Origin of the sequence: Streptomyces sp. NPDC057271 (assembly GCF_042668715.1) — a bacterium.
Classification (GTDB): Bacteria; Actinomycetota; Actinomycetes; order Streptomycetales; family Streptomycetaceae; genus Streptomyces.
The window spans coordinates 1-15,911 of record NZ_JBHUYJ010000095.1; the positions used below are offsets into that span (position 1 = coordinate 1).

At 71.2% G+C, this 15,911-nt stretch carries 15 protein-coding genes; 3 read left to right on the forward strand and 12 right to left on the reverse strand.

Going from position 1 to position 15,911, the window contains the following annotated elements; translation table 11 throughout:
* The first annotated feature begins 239 nt into the window (after positions 1–239).
* The gene (locus ACFUJR_RS30965; protein WP_383178929.1) at positions 240–1,568 is read left to right on the forward strand and encodes a UDP-glucose dehydrogenase family protein; all 1,329 of its coding nucleotides are present in this window, start codon (positions 240–242) and stop codon (positions 1,566–1,568) included.
* A gap of 79 nt (positions 1,569–1,647) precedes the next feature.
* Here ACFUJR_RS30965 and ACFUJR_RS30970 read toward each other — a convergent pair whose 3' ends face one another.
* The 4 genes from ACFUJR_RS30970 to ACFUJR_RS30985 all read right to left on the reverse strand — a co-directional run bounded on the left by ACFUJR_RS30970 (position 1,648) and on the right by ACFUJR_RS30985 (position 5,800).
* Positions 1,648–2,622, reverse strand: coding sequence for a membrane dipeptidase (locus ACFUJR_RS30970; protein ID WP_383178932.1), 975 nt, complete (start codon positions 2,620–2,622; stop codon positions 1,648–1,650).
* Positions 2,623–2,922: 300 nt separating this feature from the next.
* Positions 2,923–4,137, reverse strand: coding sequence for a dipeptidase (locus ACFUJR_RS30975; RefSeq protein WP_383178935.1), 1,215 nt, complete (start codon positions 4,135–4,137; stop codon positions 2,923–2,925).
* Complete coding sequence (purE, locus tag ACFUJR_RS30980; RefSeq protein ID WP_383178938.1) at positions 4,134–4,664, reverse strand: 5-(carboxyamino)imidazole ribonucleotide mutase; 531 nt, start codon at positions 4,662–4,664, stop codon at positions 4,134–4,136. The genes ACFUJR_RS30975 and purE overlap by 4 nt, the downstream gene beginning before the upstream one ends.
* Positions 4,661–5,800: a 5-(carboxyamino)imidazole ribonucleotide synthase gene (locus ACFUJR_RS30985; RefSeq protein WP_383178941.1), complete on the reverse strand. Its 1,140-nt coding sequence runs from the start codon at positions 5,798–5,800 to the stop codon at positions 4,661–4,663. The genes purE and ACFUJR_RS30985 overlap by 4 nt, the downstream gene beginning before the upstream one ends.
* A 162-nt stretch (positions 5,801–5,962) precedes the next feature.
* On the opposite strand from ACFUJR_RS30985, the gene ACFUJR_RS30990 reads away from it, so the two are divergent.
* Complete coding sequence (locus ACFUJR_RS30990) at positions 5,963–6,481, forward strand: GtrA family protein (RefSeq protein WP_383178944.1); 519 nt, start codon at positions 5,963–5,965, stop codon at positions 6,479–6,481.
* 72 nt (positions 6,482–6,553) lie between these two features.
* Here the strand turns inward: ACFUJR_RS30990 and ACFUJR_RS30995 are convergent, their stop codons facing one another.
* Positions 6,554–7,825 (reverse strand): ATP-binding protein, encoded by a 1,272-nt coding sequence (locus tag ACFUJR_RS30995; RefSeq protein WP_383178947.1) that lies wholly within the window; start codon positions 7,823–7,825, stop codon positions 6,554–6,556.
* 203 nt (positions 7,826–8,028) lie between these two features.
* Positions 8,029–8,706 (reverse strand): response regulator transcription factor, encoded by a 678-nt coding sequence (locus tag ACFUJR_RS31000; RefSeq protein ID WP_383178950.1) that lies wholly within the window; start codon positions 8,704–8,706, stop codon positions 8,029–8,031.
* 427 nt (positions 8,707–9,133) lie between these two features.
* Between ACFUJR_RS31000 and ACFUJR_RS31005 the strand changes: the two genes are divergently transcribed.
* On the forward strand, positions 9,134–10,654 hold the full coding sequence (locus ACFUJR_RS31005; RefSeq protein ID WP_383178953.1) for a peptide MFS transporter: 1,521 nt from the start codon (positions 9,134–9,136) through the stop codon (positions 10,652–10,654).
* Between the two features lie 83 nt (positions 10,655–10,737).
* Here ACFUJR_RS31005 and ACFUJR_RS31010 read toward each other — a convergent pair whose 3' ends face one another.
* From ACFUJR_RS31010 to ACFUJR_RS31035, 6 genes are all read right to left on the reverse strand, one after another.
* Positions 10,738–12,009 (reverse strand): hypothetical protein, encoded by a 1,272-nt coding sequence (locus ACFUJR_RS31010; protein WP_383175418.1) that lies wholly within the window; start codon positions 12,007–12,009, stop codon positions 10,738–10,740.
* Between the two features lie 14 nt (positions 12,010–12,023).
* Positions 12,024–13,058, reverse strand: a complete 1,035-nt coding sequence (locus ACFUJR_RS31015; protein WP_383175416.1) for a hypothetical protein — start codon at positions 13,056–13,058, stop codon at positions 12,024–12,026.
* A gap of 44 nt (positions 13,059–13,102) precedes the next feature.
* Complete coding sequence (locus ACFUJR_RS31020) at positions 13,103–13,990, reverse strand: hypothetical protein (RefSeq protein ID WP_383175413.1); 888 nt, start codon at positions 13,988–13,990, stop codon at positions 13,103–13,105.
* Positions 13,990–14,679 carry a peptidase gene (locus ACFUJR_RS31025; RefSeq protein ID WP_383175410.1) on the reverse strand — a complete coding sequence of 230 codons (690 nt, stop codon included), beginning with the start codon at positions 14,677–14,679 and terminating at the stop codon, positions 13,990–13,992. Before ACFUJR_RS31025 ends, ACFUJR_RS31020 begins: the two co-directional genes overlap by 1 nt.
* Positions 14,680–14,813: 134 nt before the next feature.
* Positions 14,814–15,287, reverse strand: coding sequence for an ATP-binding protein (locus ACFUJR_RS31030; protein ID WP_383175408.1), 474 nt, complete (start codon positions 15,285–15,287; stop codon positions 14,814–14,816).
* Between the two features lie 99 nt (positions 15,288–15,386).
* The gene (locus tag ACFUJR_RS31035) at positions 15,387–15,755 is read right to left on the reverse strand and encodes an STAS domain-containing protein (protein WP_383175405.1); all 369 of its coding nucleotides are present in this window, start codon (positions 15,753–15,755) and stop codon (positions 15,387–15,389) included.
* Positions 15,756–15,911 lie beyond the last annotated feature (156 nt).

The following is a 15,911-nucleotide window of genomic DNA, read 5'->3' on the forward strand; positions in this document are numbered from 1 at the left end:
GCGGCCGCGAACGGCGTGATCTTCGCCTCCGCCAGCGCACGGACCGTCTCCCGGAGCATGTCGTGCTCCTCGGACAGGCGATACAGGTCGAAGTCGTTCTTCTCCGCCGCCACTGCTCACTCACTCCCACGTTGGTTAACTACCGTTAAGTAATCCAAAGGGTAGGGCGTGTCCGGGCCCCCGGCCAGGGCCCGACTATGCTCGGGCAGGCATTCCGCCCGACCTCACTGGAGTCCCGTATGGCCCTCAAGATCACCGTGATCGGCACCGGCTACCTCGGCGCCACGCACGCAGCGGCCATGGCGGAGCTCGGTTTCGAGGTGCTCGGCCTCGATGTCGTGCCCGAGAAGATCGAGTTGCTGGCCACCGGTCGCGTACCGATGTACGAGCCCGGCCTGGAGGAGCTGCTCTCCCGGCACGTCGCCGGGATCGAGGGATCGACGGGCCGGCTGCGCTTCACCACCTCCTGGGACGAGGTGGGCGCCTTCGGCGACGTGCACTTCGTCTGTGTGAACACCCCGCAGAAGCACGGCGAGTACGCGTGTGACATGAGCTACGTCGACGCGGCGTTCGCCTCGCTGGCGGGCGTGGCGCGCGAAGGGTCGCTCGTCGTCGGCAAGTCGACCGTGCCGGTCGGCTCCGCCGAGCGGCTCGCGGAGCTGCTGCCGGAGGGCGTGGAGCTGGCCTGGAACCCGGAGTTCCTGCGCGAGGGCTTCGCGGTGAAGGACACGCTCCACCCGGACCGCGTGGTCACCGGGGTGCGGAGCGAGCGGGCCGAGAAGCTGCTGCGTGAGGTGTACGCCACGCCGATCGCCGAGGGCACGCCCTTCGTCGTGACCGACTTCCCGACGGCCGAGCTGGTGAAGACCGCCGCGAACTCCTTCCTCGCGACCAAGATCTCCTTCATCAACGCGATGGCCGAGGTCTGCGAGGCCGCGGGCGGCGACGTCGCGAAGCTGGCGGAGGCGATCGGCTACGACGAGCGGATCGGCTCCAAGTTCCTGCGCGCCGGGATCGGCTTCGGCGGCGGCTGTCTGCCGAAGGACATCCGCGCGTTCATGGCGCGGGCGGGCGAGCTGGGAGCGGACCAGGCGCTGACCTTCCTGCGCGAGATCGACTCCATCAACATGCGGCGGCGCGGCCAGATGGTCGAGATGGCGCGGGACGCCGTCGGTGGCGGGTCGTTCCTCGGCAAGCGGGTCGCGGTGCTCGGCGCCACGTTCAAGCCGGACTCGGACGACGTACGGGACTCGCCGGCGCTGAACGTGGCCGGACAGATCCACCTCCAGGGCGGACAGGTAACGGTCTACGACCCGAAGGGCATGGAGAACGCCCGCCGGCTCTTCCCGACGCTGGGGTACGCGCAGTCGGCCCTGGAGGCGGTGCGCGGGGCGGACGTCGTGCTCCACCTGACGGAGTGGCGCGAGTTCCGCGACGACCTGGACCCGGCGGCGCTGGCCGCGGCGGTCGGCTCGCGGGTGATCCTCGACGGCCGCAACGCGCTGGACGCCACCCGGTGGCGCGAGGCGGGCTGGACGTACCGCGCGATGGGACGTCCGCGGGCGTAGCGAACGGGCCGGGAAGGGTCCCGCCTCCCTCATGGGGGGGGGCGGGACCCTTCCCGTATCCGGACCTGCCGGTCCGTACTCAGGCCGCGCGGCGGGGGCGGGAGGTGCGGGCGAGGAACTCCGCCTCCCGCAGGGTCCGGGTGGCGTTGTCGTGGGCGAGGGCGACGAGGTCCGGGGCGGTCCAGTCGCGGCGGAGCAGTTCGGCGAAGAGCGGGGCGTAGCCGGCCGCCGGGTCCGTGGTGTGCGACAGGCCCACACAGTGCGGGCCCGCCAGGGCGCGGACGCGGTCGAGGGCGTCGGCGGTCGCCGGCAGGTCCTCGGTCACCGGGAGCATGCAGACGCCGCCGTTCTCGCCGAACAGGCCGAGGACGTCGTCCGTCAGCTCCTCCGGGTCCGCGCGCGTCGACAGGACCGGGGCCCTGGCGACCGCGAGGGTCCGGCGGACCGTCTCCGGGTCGGCCCCGGAGAGGTCCACGACGAGCCCCAGGCGGTTCATCTCGCGTACGGCGTCGCGGGCGAAGCCGTCGAACCGGGTGAGGTTGACGGCCCGTACCCCGAGCGCGTGGTACGCCCGCACGGCGGCGATCGAGCCGGCCAGGGCCGACCAGCTCACCGGCCCCAGGAGTGCGGCGACCCGGCCGCAGTTGACGGCGTGGGCCATCTCGGCGGTGCTCTGTGCGAGGCGCAACTCCTCGGGGTAGGCGGCGACGAGCGCACGGATGCGGTCGATGCGGCGCAGCGTCCCGACGACGCCCTCGTCGGGACGGGGGGTAGGCGCGTCAGCGCTCGATGAGGGGTGGTGTCCGGGCGACGGGTGGGCCCGGAGGGACCAGAGCTGCACCCCGGCCTCCGCCGCCCGCACCGGCGCGAGGTCCTCCGGATCGAAGACCCGGGGTGGGGTCGTGTGCCCTTCGACGACGGGCTGTGCGGCGAGCAGCGCCTGCGCGCGGGTCAACTCGTCGAGGGGCGGATGTTGTTCGGGGGCGTCGACGTCACCGGACGCGGCGCCGGTGTGCTCGACGGTGAAGGGTTGATGATCTTCCAGATCTGCCATGGCGTGACAACTCCGAACTGAACGAGGCAGTACCGCCCACCGTGGCACGAAGCCCCTCGTGACGGGCGGTGGAGTAGGCCGTTCGGGGGAACGGGGTCCGCGTCCCCGGGCGAGCGGGCAGTGACCGCTTCCGGATCGACGGGGACGTGGACCGCTCCCGGTCCGACGGGGACGTGAACCGCTCCCGGTCCGACGGGGACGTGGACCACTCCCGGTCCGACGGGGACGTGGACCGCTCCCGGTCCGACGGGGACGTGAACCGGAAGCGGGCGCCATGAGCCTGGCGGGACTGGCGTCCCGTCATTTCCCGGGCGAGTCCAGGGAGTCGATCGTCGCGTTCGACGGACCGCGGCGGGTGCGCAGGTCGCGCGAGACCGCCTCGGCGTCGCGCAGGGCGCGGACCGCGTTGGACCACGTCAGCTTCGCGAGGTCCGCGTGGGACCAGCCGCGGTGGAGGAGTTCGGCGATCAGGTTCGGGTAGCCCGCGACGTCGTCGAGGCCGGCCGGGGTGAACGCCGTACCGTCGTAGTCGCCGCCGATGCCGATGTGGTCGATGCCGGCGACCTCGCGCATGTGGTCGAGGTGGTCCGCCACCGTCGCCGCCGTGGCGATCGGGCGCGGGTGCTCGGCCTCGAAGGCGCGGTGGAGCTTCATCGCCTCGGCGGTGGTGTCGAGGTGGTGGAAGCCGTGCGCCCGCAGGTTGTCGTCCGCGCGGGCCGTCCACTCGACGGCGGCGGGCAGGATGAACTTCGGTACGAACGTGGCCATCGCGACCCCGCCGTTCCCCGGCAGCCGCTCCAGGACGTCGTCCGGGATGTTCCGCGGGTGGTCGCAGATCGCGAGCGACGAGGAGTGCGAGAAGATCACCGGCGCGGCGGAGGTGTCCAGCGCGTCCCGCATCGTCGTCGCGGCGACGTGCGAGAGGTCGACGAGCACGCCGGTGCGGTTCATCTCCCGGACGACCTCGTGGCCGAAGGGCGAGAGTCCGCCGACGCCCGGCTCGTCGGTCGCCGAGTCCGCCCACGCCGTGTTGTCGTTGTGGGTGAGGGTCATGTAGCGCACGCCCAGGGTGTGCAGCGCGCGCAGGGTGGCGAGGGAGTCGTTGATGGAGTGGCCGCCCTCGGCGCCCTTGAGGGAGGCGATACGGCCCTGCTTGCGCGCCGCCTCCATGTCGTCCGCGGTCAGGGCGGGGGCCAGCTCGCCCGCGTACCGCTCCAGGAGCTGGTCGACGACGTCGATCTGCTCCAGGGTGGCGCTGACCGCGTCGTCCCCGGTCAGCTCGGTGGAGACGTACACCGACCAGAACTGCGCGCCGACGCCGCCGGCGCGCAGCCGGGCCAGGTCGGTGTGGAGCGCGCCGGTCTGGTCGGCCGCGATGTCGAGCCGGTCCAGGTCGTAGCCGACGTGCTTGCGCAGCGCCCAGGGGAGGTCGTTGTGACCGTCGACGACGGGTGCGGAGGCCAGCAGCTCCAGGGCCTCCGCCAGCCGGTCGGCCGCGCTCGCCGGGGCGCTCACTTGGCGAAGCCGAACGACTCCGAGCCCTCGACCTTGGCCCGCAGCCGCTTGCCCTTCTCGGTCGCCTGGTCCTTCAGCTCCTGCTGGAACTCCCGCATCCGGCCGAGCAGTTCGGAGTCGTGCACGGCGAGCATCCGGGCGGCGAGGAGACCGGCGTTGCGGGCCCCGCCGACGGAGACGGTGGCCACGGGCACGCCGGCCGGCATCTGCACGATCGACAGGAGCGAGTCCATGCCGTCGAGGTACTTCAGCGGGACCGGCACGCCGATGACCGGGAGGGGCGTCACGGAGGCGAGCATGCCCGGCAGGTGGGCGGCGCCGCCCGCGCCCGCGATGATCGCCTTCAGCCCGCGGTCGGCGGCCTGCTCGCCGTACGCGATCATCTCGTGCGGCATCCGGTGGGCGGAGACGACGTCGACCTCGTACGCGATCTCGAACTCGTCCAGGGCCTGGGCCGCGGCCTCCATGACGGTCCAGTCGGAGTCGGATCCCATGACGATGCCTACGACAGGGCTCACAGGGCTCATTCGGTGATCGTTCCTCGCAGGTAGCCGGCGGCGTGACGGGCGCGCTCCAGCACGTCGTCCAGGTCGTCGCCGTAGGTGTTGACGTGCCCCACCTTGCGGCCGGGCTTCACGTCCTTGCCATACATGTGGATCTTGAGCTGGGGGTCCCGGGCCATGCAGTGCAGATAGGCGTAGTACATGTCCGGGTAGTCCCCGCCCAGGACGTTGCACATGACCGTCCACGTGGCGCGCGGGCGCGGATCGCCCAGCGGGAGGTCGAGGACGGCGCGGACGTGGTTGGCGAACTGCGAGGTGATCGCACCGTCCTGGGTCCAGTGACCGGAGTTGTGCGGACGCATGGCGAGCTCGTTGACGAGGATCCGGCCGTCGCGCGTCTCGAACAGCTCCACGGCGAGGTGCCCGACGACGTCGAGCTCCTTGGCGATCCGCAGCGCGAGTTCCTGGGCCTGGCCGGCCAGCTCGTCCGACAGGTCCGGCGCGGGCGCGATCACGGTGTCGCAGACGCCGTCGACCTGCCGCGACTCGACGACGGGGTAGGCGACGGCCTGGCCGTGCGGGGAGCGGACGATGTTCGCGGCGAGCTCGCGCGTGAAGTCGACCTTCTCCTCGGCGAGGACCCGGACACCCGCACGGAACGGATCGCGGGCGTCCTCTTCCGTACGGACGAACCAGACGCCCTTGCCGTCGTAGCCTCCGCTGACCGTCTTGAGGATGATCGGGAACCCGCCCACCTCGGCCGCGAAGGCGGCCGCGTCCACCGGATCGGCGACGATCCGGTGGCGGGGGCTCGGTGCGCCGATCTCGTCGAGCTTCGCGCGCATCACCCCCTTGTCCTGGGCGTGCACCAGCGCGGCGAGCCCGGGGCGGATGACGATGCCGTCGTCCTCCAGGGCTCGCAGGTGTTCGGCGGGGACGTGTTCGTGATCGAACGTGATCACGTCACATCCGCGCGCGAAGTCACGCAGCGTAGCCAGGTCGCGATAGTCGCCGAGGACGACCTCGCTCACCACCTGGGCCGCCGAATCCTGCGGGGTGTCACTGAGCAGCTTGAACTTGATGCCGAGGGGGATGCCCGCCTCGTGGGTCATACGGGCGAGCTGACCGCCACCGACCATGCCGACTACCGGGAACGTCACCCTCTTAGGGTATCCGCACGATGCGCGGAGCCCGCCCCGCCTGTGGTTTACGACAGCGCAACGGGATTTTCCGAGGTTTGCAACGTCCTCGGGCGGGTCACAGGTGGGCTGGTTAGCATGGCTTGGTTGACGAAACCGATCGGACGGGGCTGAGCAATCACCATGAGTGAACGAAGCGCACTGCGTGTGCGGCTTGACCGGCTCACGCGTGAGTTCGCCAAGTTCGGCGCGGTCGGTGGTGTCGGCCTTCTGGTGGACCTCGGGGTCTTCAACCTCGTCCGCCAGGTGACGGAGCTTCCCGTCGTCCGGGCGAGTGTCATCGCCACGGTCGTGGCGATCGGCTTCAACTATCTGGGCTTCCGGTACTTCACCTACCGGGACCGCGACAAGAGCAGCCGCACGAAGGAGCTGACGCTCTTCCTGCTCTTCAGCGTCGCGGGTCTGGTGATCCAGAACGGCATCCTCTACGCGGCGACGTACGGCTTCGGCTGGGACACCCCGCTGCAGAGCAACTTCTTCAAGTTCTTCGGCATCGGCGTCGCGACGCTGTTCCGCTTCTGGTCGTACCGCACATGGGTCTTCCGGACGCTGCCGGCCCGGGAGGCCGTGCAGACCGCCGAATCGTTCCTGGAGCAGCCGCCGAGGCAGTCCACGAGGAAGCAGCCCGACCGGGTGCTCTGACCGCGGGCTCTGACCGCGGGCTCTGACCGCGGGCTCTGACGGCTGGTGCTGACGAGGGCGCGACGGCGGGCGCTAGCGGACGGGGCGTGCCCGCGTCTCGTCCCCGCGGCTCCTGACCTCGCGGCTCAGGAAGAGCGCGAAGACCGGCGGATGCTGCTGGAGGAGTTCGAGCCGCCCGCCGTCCGCCTCCGCGAGGTCCCGGGCGACGGCGAGACCGATGCCGGTGGAGCTGCGGCCGCTGACCGCCCGCTCGAAGATCCGCGCGCCGAGGTCGGCGGGGACGCCGGGGCCCTCGTCGGTGACCTCGATCACGGACTGGTTGCCGGTGGCGCGGGTCCGCAGGGCGACGGTGCCGCCGCCGTGCATGAGCGAGTTCTCGATCAGCGCGGCGAGGACCTGGGCCACGGCCCCCGGGGTGCCGACCGCGCGCATGCCCTGCTTGCCGGAGTGGACGATGGCGCGGCCCGCGCTGCGGTAGGCGGGACGCCACTCCTCGATCTGCTGCTTGATGACCTCGTCGAGGTCGAAGGCGAGGGCGGAGCCGGTGCGCGGGTCGCGGGAGTTCGTCAGCAGCCGCTCGACGACGTCGGTGAGCCGCTCGACCTGCGTGAGCGCGATCGTCGCCTCCTCCTTGACCGTGGGGAGGTCGTCGGCGACGGCGACCTCCTCAAGGCGCATCGAGAGCGCCGTCAGGGGCGTACGGAGCTGGTGCGAGGCGTCGGCGGCGAGCCGGCGCTCGGCGGTGAGCATCCGGGCGATGCGCTCCGCGGACGCGTCCAGGACGTCGGCGACGCGGTCCAGCTCCGGGACCCCGTACCGCTTGTGACGCGGGCGCGGATCGCCGGACCCGAGGCGCTCGGCGGTCTCGGCGAGGTCCGTGAGCGGGGACGTGAGCTTGTTCGCCTGCCGTACGGCGAGGAGGACGGCGGCCACGACGGCGAGCAGGGCCACGGCTCCGATGATCAGCAGGGTGCGGGCGACCTCGCTGGTGATCGTGGAGCGGGACTCCTCGACGGTCACGGTCTCGCCGCGCTCGCCCTCGGCGGTGCCCCGGATGACGCTGCCCTCGGGGCGGCTGCCGATCTCGATGGGGGCGCGGCCGGGGATCTCGATCAGGGCGTACCGCTTGGCGCCGCTCTGCTCGGCGAGGATGTCGGGGTTGACGGGCTCCCCGCCGAAGAGCCTGCTGTCGACGATGGAGACGAGCCGGAGGGCCTCGGAGTCCACGCTCTCCTGGGCGCTGGAGGAGATCGTGCGCGTCTCGACGATGACGAGGGAGACCCCGAAGACGCCGATGACGACGAGGACGACGGCGAGGGTGGAGTTGATCAGACGACGACGCACGGGGCCCTCCGGGGGCGGGGCGGGGCACGAGGGGCTTCCCCGAGCGTACGGGGGCGCGCCTCCCCACTCGGGCCGGGTCGTGGGCGTGGCTCCCCACTCGGGCCGGGTCGTGGGCGTGGCTCCCCACTCGGGCCAGGTCGTGGGCGTGGCTCCCCGCGCGGGCCCGTCAGGGCCCCCTCGGGCCAGGTCGTGGGCGGGGTGCGCTAGCTCTTCTCGAAGCGGAAGCCGACGCCGCGGACGGTCGCGATGTAGCGGGGGTTCGCCGCGTCGTCGCCGAGCTTCTTGCGAAGCCAGGAGATGTGCATGTCCAGGGTCTTCGTCGAGGACCACCACGTGGTGTCCCAGACCTCCCGCATCAGCTGGTCGCGGGTGACCACCCGGCCCGCGTCGCGGACGAGGACCCGCAGGAGGTCGAACTCCTTCGCCGTGAGCTGGAGCTCCTCGTCGCCCATCCAGGCGCGATGCGACTCGACGTCGATCCGGACGCCGTGCGTCGCCGGGGCGACCGCCGGCTCGGTGGCGCCGCGCCGAAGCAGGGCCCGGACGCGGGCGAGGAGTTCGGCGAGGCGGAACGGCTTCGTCACGTAGTCGTCGGCGCCCGCGTCGAGCCCGACCACCGTGTCGACCTCGTCCGCGCGGGCCGTCAGGACCAGGATCGGAATCGTGTGCCCCTCGGAGCGCAGCCGCCGGGCGACCTCCAGGCCGTCCATGCCGGGCAGCCCGAGATCGAGCACCACGAGGTCGACTCCGCCCTGGAGCCCGGCATCGAGCGCGCCCGGTCCGTCCTCCCGCACCTCGACCTCGTATCCCTCTCTGCGCAGGGCGCGAGCCAGCGGCTCCGAGATGGATGCGTCGTCCTCGGCGAGCAGTACACGGGTCATGGGGTGATGGTAGTCCGCACGGTGACACGCCGGGGCGTGATCCACAGGGTGACGGGGCAACCTGCGGATCACGGTGGGTAATCTGCACATGACCTTCGAATGACGCCCTCTGGTTCCTCCTTCACCTGTGATCCATCTCTCAAGTCCTTCCATATCCGCCACTGTCGTGCCGTATGGTGGCGAGGCATCAGTTGCGGTAATCGGGGACCTTTGGCTCGCTTCGTGCGACAGGGGTCCTCTTTCTGCGTGAGGTCGGCTCCGCCGACCTCGACGACAGTGAACGACCTGTGGGCCGGGTCCCGAGACGCTCTACGGCGTCACGGGGCGTGGATCCCGGTGGGGAGCGACCATTCCCCGCCGGTGCCGGCCTCCCCCACCGGGCGCACCACGCTCACAAGGCGCGCGTCCCGACAGAGCAAGGATCGACATGGCGTCCAGCCTGACGACGGCTTCGAGCGGTACCGCGGCGTACCAGAAGACGTTCCTCGGCCACCCCCGCGGCCTTACCACCCTCTTCTTCACCGAAATGTGGGAGCGCTTCTCCTACTACGGCATGAGGGCCCTGTTGGTGTACTACCTGGTCTCCGGCGGCGCCGACGCCGCCGTGGGCAGCCAGGGCGGCGGTCTGGCCATGAAGGCTGCCACCGCGACGGCCATCTACTCGGTGTACGTCTCGATGGTCTATCTGATGGCCATGCCCGGCGGCTGGTTCGGTGACCGGGTCTGGGGCGCCCGCAAGACCGTCACCATCGCCGGTTTCGTGATCATGGCGGGCCACGTATCGCTGGCGCTGCCCGGCTCGGCGATGTTCTTCGTCGGCCTCGCGCTGGTGGCCGTCGGATCGGGTCTGCTGAAGGCCAACATCTCGACGATGGTGGGTCACCTCTACGACGGTCCCGAGGACCCGCGTCGTGACGGTGGCTTCACGCTCTTCTACATCGGCATCAACCTGGGCGCCTTCGTCGCGCCGCTGCTGATCGGCACGATCGGCAAGGAAGTCAACTGGCACCTCGGCTTCGCACTCGCCGCTGTGGGTATGGGCCTCGGTCTCGCCGTCTTCCTCGGTTTCGCCAAGAGCCTCAACCCGAAGAGCAGCGAGGTCCCCAACCCGCTCTCCGCCGACGAGCGCAAGGCGATCATCACCAAGGTCGCTCTCGTCGTCGCCTCCGTGGCCGTCTTCTACGGCATCGTCGTCGCCCTCGGTCTGTACACGCTGAACTGGGCCCTGGTCCCGCTCACCCTCGCCGGTCTGCTCATTCCGATCGCCGTCCTGACCCGCATCAGGCGCGACCCGGACCTCGACACGTCCGAGCGGTCGAAGATGAACGGCTACATCTGGTTCTTCGTGGCCGCCGCGATCTTCTGGATGATCTACGACCAGGGTGGCTCGACCCTGTCCCTCTTCGCGGACGGCAAGACCGCGGACACGGTGTTCGGCCTCGGCTTCTCCGCCACCTGGTACCAGTCCCTCAACCCGCTCTTCGTCATGGCGCTGGCCCCGGTCTTCGCCTGGCTGTGGCTGTGGCTGGCCCGTAAGAACCAGGAGCCGAACACCATCGTGAAGTTCGCGATGGGTCTGGTCCTTGTCGGCGCGTCCTTCTTCGTCTTCATCGTCCCGATGAACATGGCGGGCGACGGCACCCTGGTCTCCCCGATGTGGCTCGTCTCGATCTACATGATCCAGACCATCGGTGAGCTCTGCCTCTCCCCCGTCGGCCTCTCGGTCACCACGAAGATGGCCCCGAAGAAGTACGCCTCCCAGATGATGGGTGTCTGGTTCCTCGCCGTCACCGCCGGTGACTGCACCACGGGTCTGCTCTCCATCGCCGGCGTCGACCTGAACGGAACCGGGATCATCGCGATGCAGGCGACACTCGCTGTCGCGGCAGGCTTCGCGATCTTCATGTACCGCAAGAAGGTCCAGTCGCTCATGGGCAGCGTCCACTGACGACTCGCTCCGTACGGGCTGGAGGGCCGCCGCACCGAATCGGTGCGGCGGCCCTCCGTCGTTTCCGCCGTTCCGCCGCCGCGTCAGCGCCTCAGCCGGGCCCACGGGGTGAACGTGAACACCGCGCCGCCCAGCAGGATCGCCGTGCCGGCGACCAGGGCGAGGGCGCGCAGGGCGCCGTCGTCCTCGGCGCCCGTCTCGGCGAGCCCGCCGCCCGAGCCGCCGTTGCCGGAGCCGCCGCCGGCCGCCGCGTCACCGCCGCCCGCCGCGCCGCCGTCCTGCTTGGTGGTGTCGAGCTCCAGTGATGCCTGGACGGAACCCTTGACCTGACAGGGGATCACGATCGGCGAGCCGCCGAGCGAGACGTTGATGGTCAGGGTGCCGGGGCTGAGCGTGGACGTGCCGCTCGCGCCGGGCTTGTACGTGCCCTTCATGTCCGGCAGGTCGACCGGCTTGCCCTGCTCCAGCGGGGCGGCGTTCGCCGGGCCCTCCACCGTGACCGTGCCGCTGTCGGCGCCGCCGATCCTGACCGCCATGGACGGTTTGAGCGCGCCCGCGGGAAGGGGCGCGGGGCTGTCCATGACGCCCTTGGCGGTCTTGACCGTGAGGTCGTAGGAGCCGCCGTTCTTCTTGGCGTTGACGGTCACCTTGGACGTGATGTTCGCCGGGCCCGGCGACTGGCAGGAGAACTGGACCGATACCTCCTTGCCCGTGAAGTCGGTCTGCCCGCCACCGCCTCCGGAGGTGCTCCCCCCGGAGACGGCCGAACCGCCACTCGACGTCGAACCGCCCGACGTCGTCGAACCGCCACTCGTCGTCGAGCCACCGCCCTCCGACACCTTGATCTTCGCCCCGACCGCCACCGTCTCCTTCGGCGAGCACTTCGTGTCCGTCGACATCGGCTTCGAGACGTTGATCGTGTACTTGTCCGGCGTGAGCGTGATCTCGCCGGCCTTCTCCAGCTTCAGCTTCCCCTTCATCTCCGGCAGCACCATGGGACTGTTCTTCGGGATGGGCGGGTTCTGCCGCGGTCCCTCCATGTTCAGCGTGCCGCTCGCCGCGCCGCCGACCTTGATGACGCCGGTCGGCTTCACCGTGTCCTTCTGCAGGTCGAGGATGTCGGGGTTCTTCGACGCTGCCTCGACCGTCTTCCAGACGACCTCGACCTCGTCGCCGACCTTCGCCTCCGCGGGCGCGGTGATCTGCACCTTCGTGGTGCCCTGCACCGGCGGGAGGCCGGAGATGGACGGCGGAACGCACTCGGTCTTGTACGAGACCTCGGCGGCCTGAGCGGGGCTGGCGGCCAGCATGATCCCCGCGCCGCCGAGCATCAGCGCGACTCCCGCCGCGCTCATCCTCCGTTGCGTGCTCACTGATGTCCCTTCGTCGTCGGGCTGTGCTCTGACGGTGCGGACGGTGCGGAGTCCGGGGTGAACCACGGCAGGACCGCGGTCGTCGTGGTTTCGGCCCGCTCGGGGTCGGGGCCGGTTCGGTGCGTACGTACGAGAGCGCGGCGACGCCGGTGTCCGGAGCGCGCCCCGGCGGAGCCGCCCGGGCGGACCCTCTCCACCACCGCCATGCCGGCCCGGAAGAGCGCGGCCGGGACGACCACGGCGAGGAGCAGCCAGAAGAGCGTCACGCCCCAGGGCCGGCCGACCCCCCACGGCTGGTCGACCAGCACCTTGCCGGCGTACCTCACCGACACCTCGTAGTCGCCGTGCGCGCCCGCCGACAGCTCGACGGGCAGCTTGATCTGGGCCTTCCTGCCCGGCTCGATCGTGCCGCGCCACTGCCGTTCCTCGTACCGGGGCGAGAAGACGCCGTGCCGCGTGCCGACCTGGAACACCGGGTCCTTGACCGGCGTCTGGCCGAGGTTGCCGACGGTGAAGACCACCTCGCGGCGGGCGGGCGCGCCGAACCAGACGAGGACGCCGCTGGAGCCTTCGAGGCGTACGGAGGCGAGCACGGCCAGCCTCCCGACACCGGAGGCCTCGGGCAGCGGGGCGGTCGGATGGCCGGCGACGGTGAACGCCACGTCCACGACGTCCTGCCGGCCGGTGACCCCTGCGACGTGCACGACGCAGGGGCACGGTTCGGGCGGCTCGGCGACCGGCATCTTCTGGCTGAAGGCGCCCTTGGCGTCGGCGGTGGCGGCCCGACCGAGTGTGTTGGCACAGGAGTTGGTGCCGCCGATGACGCCCTTCCCCGGCTCGCCCTGACCGCAGATCAGCAGCATGAGCAGCGCGCCCGGCTGCCAGCCGGCCCCGCTCACGGTGATCTCGCCGCCCTTGCCGCCCTCGGTCCGCGACAGCGCCACGGTCGGCCCGGGGGCGGCCGCCCGGGCGGTGGCGGCCGGCAGGAGGGAGAGCGCGAGCGTGGCGAGGACCAGTCCCACGCCCGCCATCGCGCAAAGGCTCCGGGCCGCCGCCCGTCCCGTACCGCTCGTCCTCATCGGTCCGCTCCTGCCGTCACGTCGGCCAACTGGGTTTCCTCCACCGGAAGTCCGGGCTCCCGTACGACCCGGGCGTGGTGCCTTCGGGCCGTGAGCGCCGCCGCCGCGATCAGGACGCCCGCGCCGGCGGCGAGCGCGCCCCCGGGGGCGAACACGCGCTCGGCGCGGGCTTCGGCCGCCGGTGCGCCGGGGGCCGTCGCGCGGACGCTGACCGTGACCGAGTCGAGGGCGGGCGGGTCGGACCAGGCTTCGGTGCGGGTGAGCCGTTCGCCGGGGCGGAGGGTGAGCCCCAGGGGGCGGGCCGGGCGGTCGAGCACCGTCCCGAACGCGCCGTCGGCGCGCAGGGACAGACGCGGTGCGAGAACCGTGCTGCCCCGGTTGACCAGCGTGTAGTGCACGGTGCCCGAGCCGTCGAGCCGTACCTCCTCGACGGTGAGCGCCGCGAGGCTCGGCCCGCTCACCCGCAGATGCACCGGCACCCGCACCTCGCGTCCACCCGCCGCCGCGGTCACCGAGCCCCGGTGGTCGCCGAGCGCGGTGTCCGCCGTGACGGTGACGGCGAACGGCACGTCCGCCCGCGACCGCGCCGGGACGGTCACCGTCCGCGCGGCGAAGGCGAGCGGAGCGCCCTGCCCGCCGAGCCGTACGGTGAGCGGTCGCGCGCCCGGGTTGCTCACGGAGAGCGTGTCCTGAAGGACGCTGCCCGCCGCGCCTTCGAGATAGACGTACGGCCGTCCCGCCGCGGCCTCCGCCGTCCACTGCGGCGGCGCGGGCGCGGGCATGGGCGCGGGCATGGGAGCGGGCATGGAAGCGGGCATGGGCGCCGCCGCCACCGCCCCCAGCAGCGCGGCGGCGGTCAGGGTCCCGGCCCACGCCCCGCGCATCAGCGCGCCGTGCGCCGCGTGAGCCAGAGCACGCCGGCCGCGCCGGTCAGGAGCACCGTGCCGCCGAGGGTGGCGAGCGCCGTGGCGGAGTCGAGCGGGCCGGTCTTCGGCAGCTCGCCCCCGCTCGTGGACTGCGTACCCCCGGAGTCGGAGCCGGAGCCGGTGTCCGAGGAGCCACCGGGGACCGTGACGTCCAGTTCGAGCGACGGCGCCGGGTTGTTCTTCGGGGTGCAGACGGCCGCGTCCATGCCGAGCGCGTGGACGGTGAGCAGCCCGGCCGTGAAGGTGACCCTGCCGCTCTTCCTCGGTGTGTACGTGCCCGTCAACTGCCCTATCTTGATGGGGGTGTCGGGAGGGATGGCCGCCGTGTTGGGCGTCCCCTTGACCTTGAGCGTCCCTTCGTCGGCGCCGCCGAGCTTCAGCTCGGCGCGCGGGGTCATGACCCCTTTGGGCAGCTCGATCGGGCTGTCCGAGACGCCCTTCTCGAAGGACATGGTGATCGTGTACGAGGAGCCGTTCCTGACGGCCTTGATGTCGACGGGGGAGACCGCGCCCTTGGGCCCGATCTTCGTCTCGCACGCGTAGTTCACGTCGACGACGGCGGCCTGCACGGCCGGGGCCGAGGCCAGGGCCGCCGAGCCCGCCACCGCCGCTGCCAGCGTGAACGCTGTTCTCCTCCGGTACGGCACGATCCAAGCACCCCTCACCGCGAAGTTACTGACGGCTTATCAGATTGCGCGTCAAGGTACGCCTGGGGCGTTGAGGAGGGAAGACAAAGGGAGCACCGAAGTGCTCCCCTGATGGCCTGATCCGAATGCAGGAGCTAGGCGGGTGCGGCCAGTTCGGCCCAGACCGTCTTGCCGGGGGCGCCCGTCCTGCGGTCGATCCCCCAGTCGAGGCAGAGGCGCTGCACGATGAACATGCCGTGTCCGCCCGGCCGTCCGGCGCGGTGCGGGGTGCGGGGCGCGGGCTGGCCGACCCCGCGATCGGTGACCTCCAGGCGCAGCACCTTGCCCCGGCGTGCCACGCGCAGCGTCTCGGGGCCCTCGGCGTGCAGGCAGGCGTTGGTCACCAGTTCGGAGACGACGAGCAGGACGTCCTCGGCGGCGGCCCTGGCGTCGGCGGACGTGGCCGGCAGCCAGCCCCAGTCGTACAGCGCGGTCCTGGTGAAGTCGCGGGCGAGCGGAACGGTGCCGCTGGTGGCGCCGAGCGCGAGCGTGCGTGCGTCCAGAGCGGTGACGTCCACGACCGGACCCACCGACTCCTCGATCTCCCTGCCACCGGCAGCAGTGTCCATCAGCGCTTTCACCTCACCGATTCACCAGACAGATTCACCAGACAACGGACCAAACCGGGGCTCTTCTGCCCGATCCTCGGCCGACGACACCCGCCGTATTCAGTCGGGCAGCGCCGCCGCCAGCGATTCGTGCACGGTGAAGACGACGTCCGCACCGGTGATCTCGAAAACCCTGGCCACCACCGGCCGCATCCCCGTCAGATGCACGCCTCCCCCGGCGGCGTCCGCTTTCAGCCGGGCCCCGAGAAGGACGTTGAGGCCCGTGGAGTCGCAGAACTCAAGTCGTGAGCAGTCGACCACGAGTCGTGACCTGCCCGCATCCAGTGCGCGGTCGAGTGGCGCACGCAACACTTCCGCCGTGTGGTGATCGAGCTCACCCGTGGGGGTGAGGATCTCGGTCTCCCCCGCGGTGCGGACCTCGACCCGCAGCCGTCCTGGCTGCGCGCTGCCGATGTGCTGGCGGTCCATGCCCGTGCCTCTTCTCGCTCTCGCGGATGCCGGTTGACGTGCCTGAACCATACAAGCGCAAGGTCAAGGCTTGCACCCAAACACTGCAACATACTTCCCTAAAACGGACAATTGACACTTGCAACCTTGCATGCCGAGCGGGTAGGGCTAGGAGAG

Bases quoted from the DNA above. Each gene is read 5' to 3' on its own strand.
- ACFUJR_RS30965 (WP_383178929.1), top strand. From the start codon at position 240: ATGGCCCTCAAGATCACCGTGATCGGCACCGGCTACCTCGGCGCCACG.
- ACFUJR_RS30970 (WP_383178932.1), bottom strand. From the start codon at position 2,622: ATGGCAGATCTGGAAGATCATCAACCCTTCACCGTCGAGCACACCGGC.
- purE (WP_383178938.1), bottom strand. From the start codon at position 4,664: ATGAGCCCTGTGAGCCCTGTCGTAGGCATCGTCATGGGATCCGACTCC.
- ACFUJR_RS30990 (WP_383178944.1), top strand. From the start codon at position 5,963: ATGAGTGAACGAAGCGCACTGCGTGTGCGGCTTGACCGGCTCACGCGT.
- ACFUJR_RS31000 (WP_383178950.1), bottom strand. From the start codon at position 8,706: ATGACCCGTGTACTGCTCGCCGAGGACGACGCATCCATCTCGGAGCCG.
- ACFUJR_RS31005 (WP_383178953.1), top strand. From the start codon at position 9,134: ATGGCGTCCAGCCTGACGACGGCTTCGAGCGGTACCGCGGCGTACCAG.
- ACFUJR_RS31010 (WP_383175418.1), bottom strand. From the start codon at position 12,009: ATGAGCGCGGCGGGAGTCGCGCTGATGCTCGGCGGCGCGGGGATCATG.
- ACFUJR_RS31015 (WP_383175416.1), bottom strand. From the start codon at position 13,058: ATGGCGGGCGTGGGACTGGTCCTCGCCACGCTCGCGCTCTCCCTCCTG.
- ACFUJR_RS31020 (WP_383175413.1), bottom strand. From the start codon at position 13,990: ATGCGCGGGGCGTGGGCCGGGACCCTGACCGCCGCCGCGCTGCTGGGG.
- ACFUJR_RS31030 (WP_383175408.1), bottom strand. From the start codon at position 15,287: ATGGACACTGCTGCCGGTGGCAGGGAGATCGAGGAGTCGGTGGGTCCG.
- ACFUJR_RS31035 (WP_383175405.1), bottom strand. From the start codon at position 15,755: ATGGACCGCCAGCACATCGGCAGCGCGCAGCCAGGACGGCTGCGGGTC.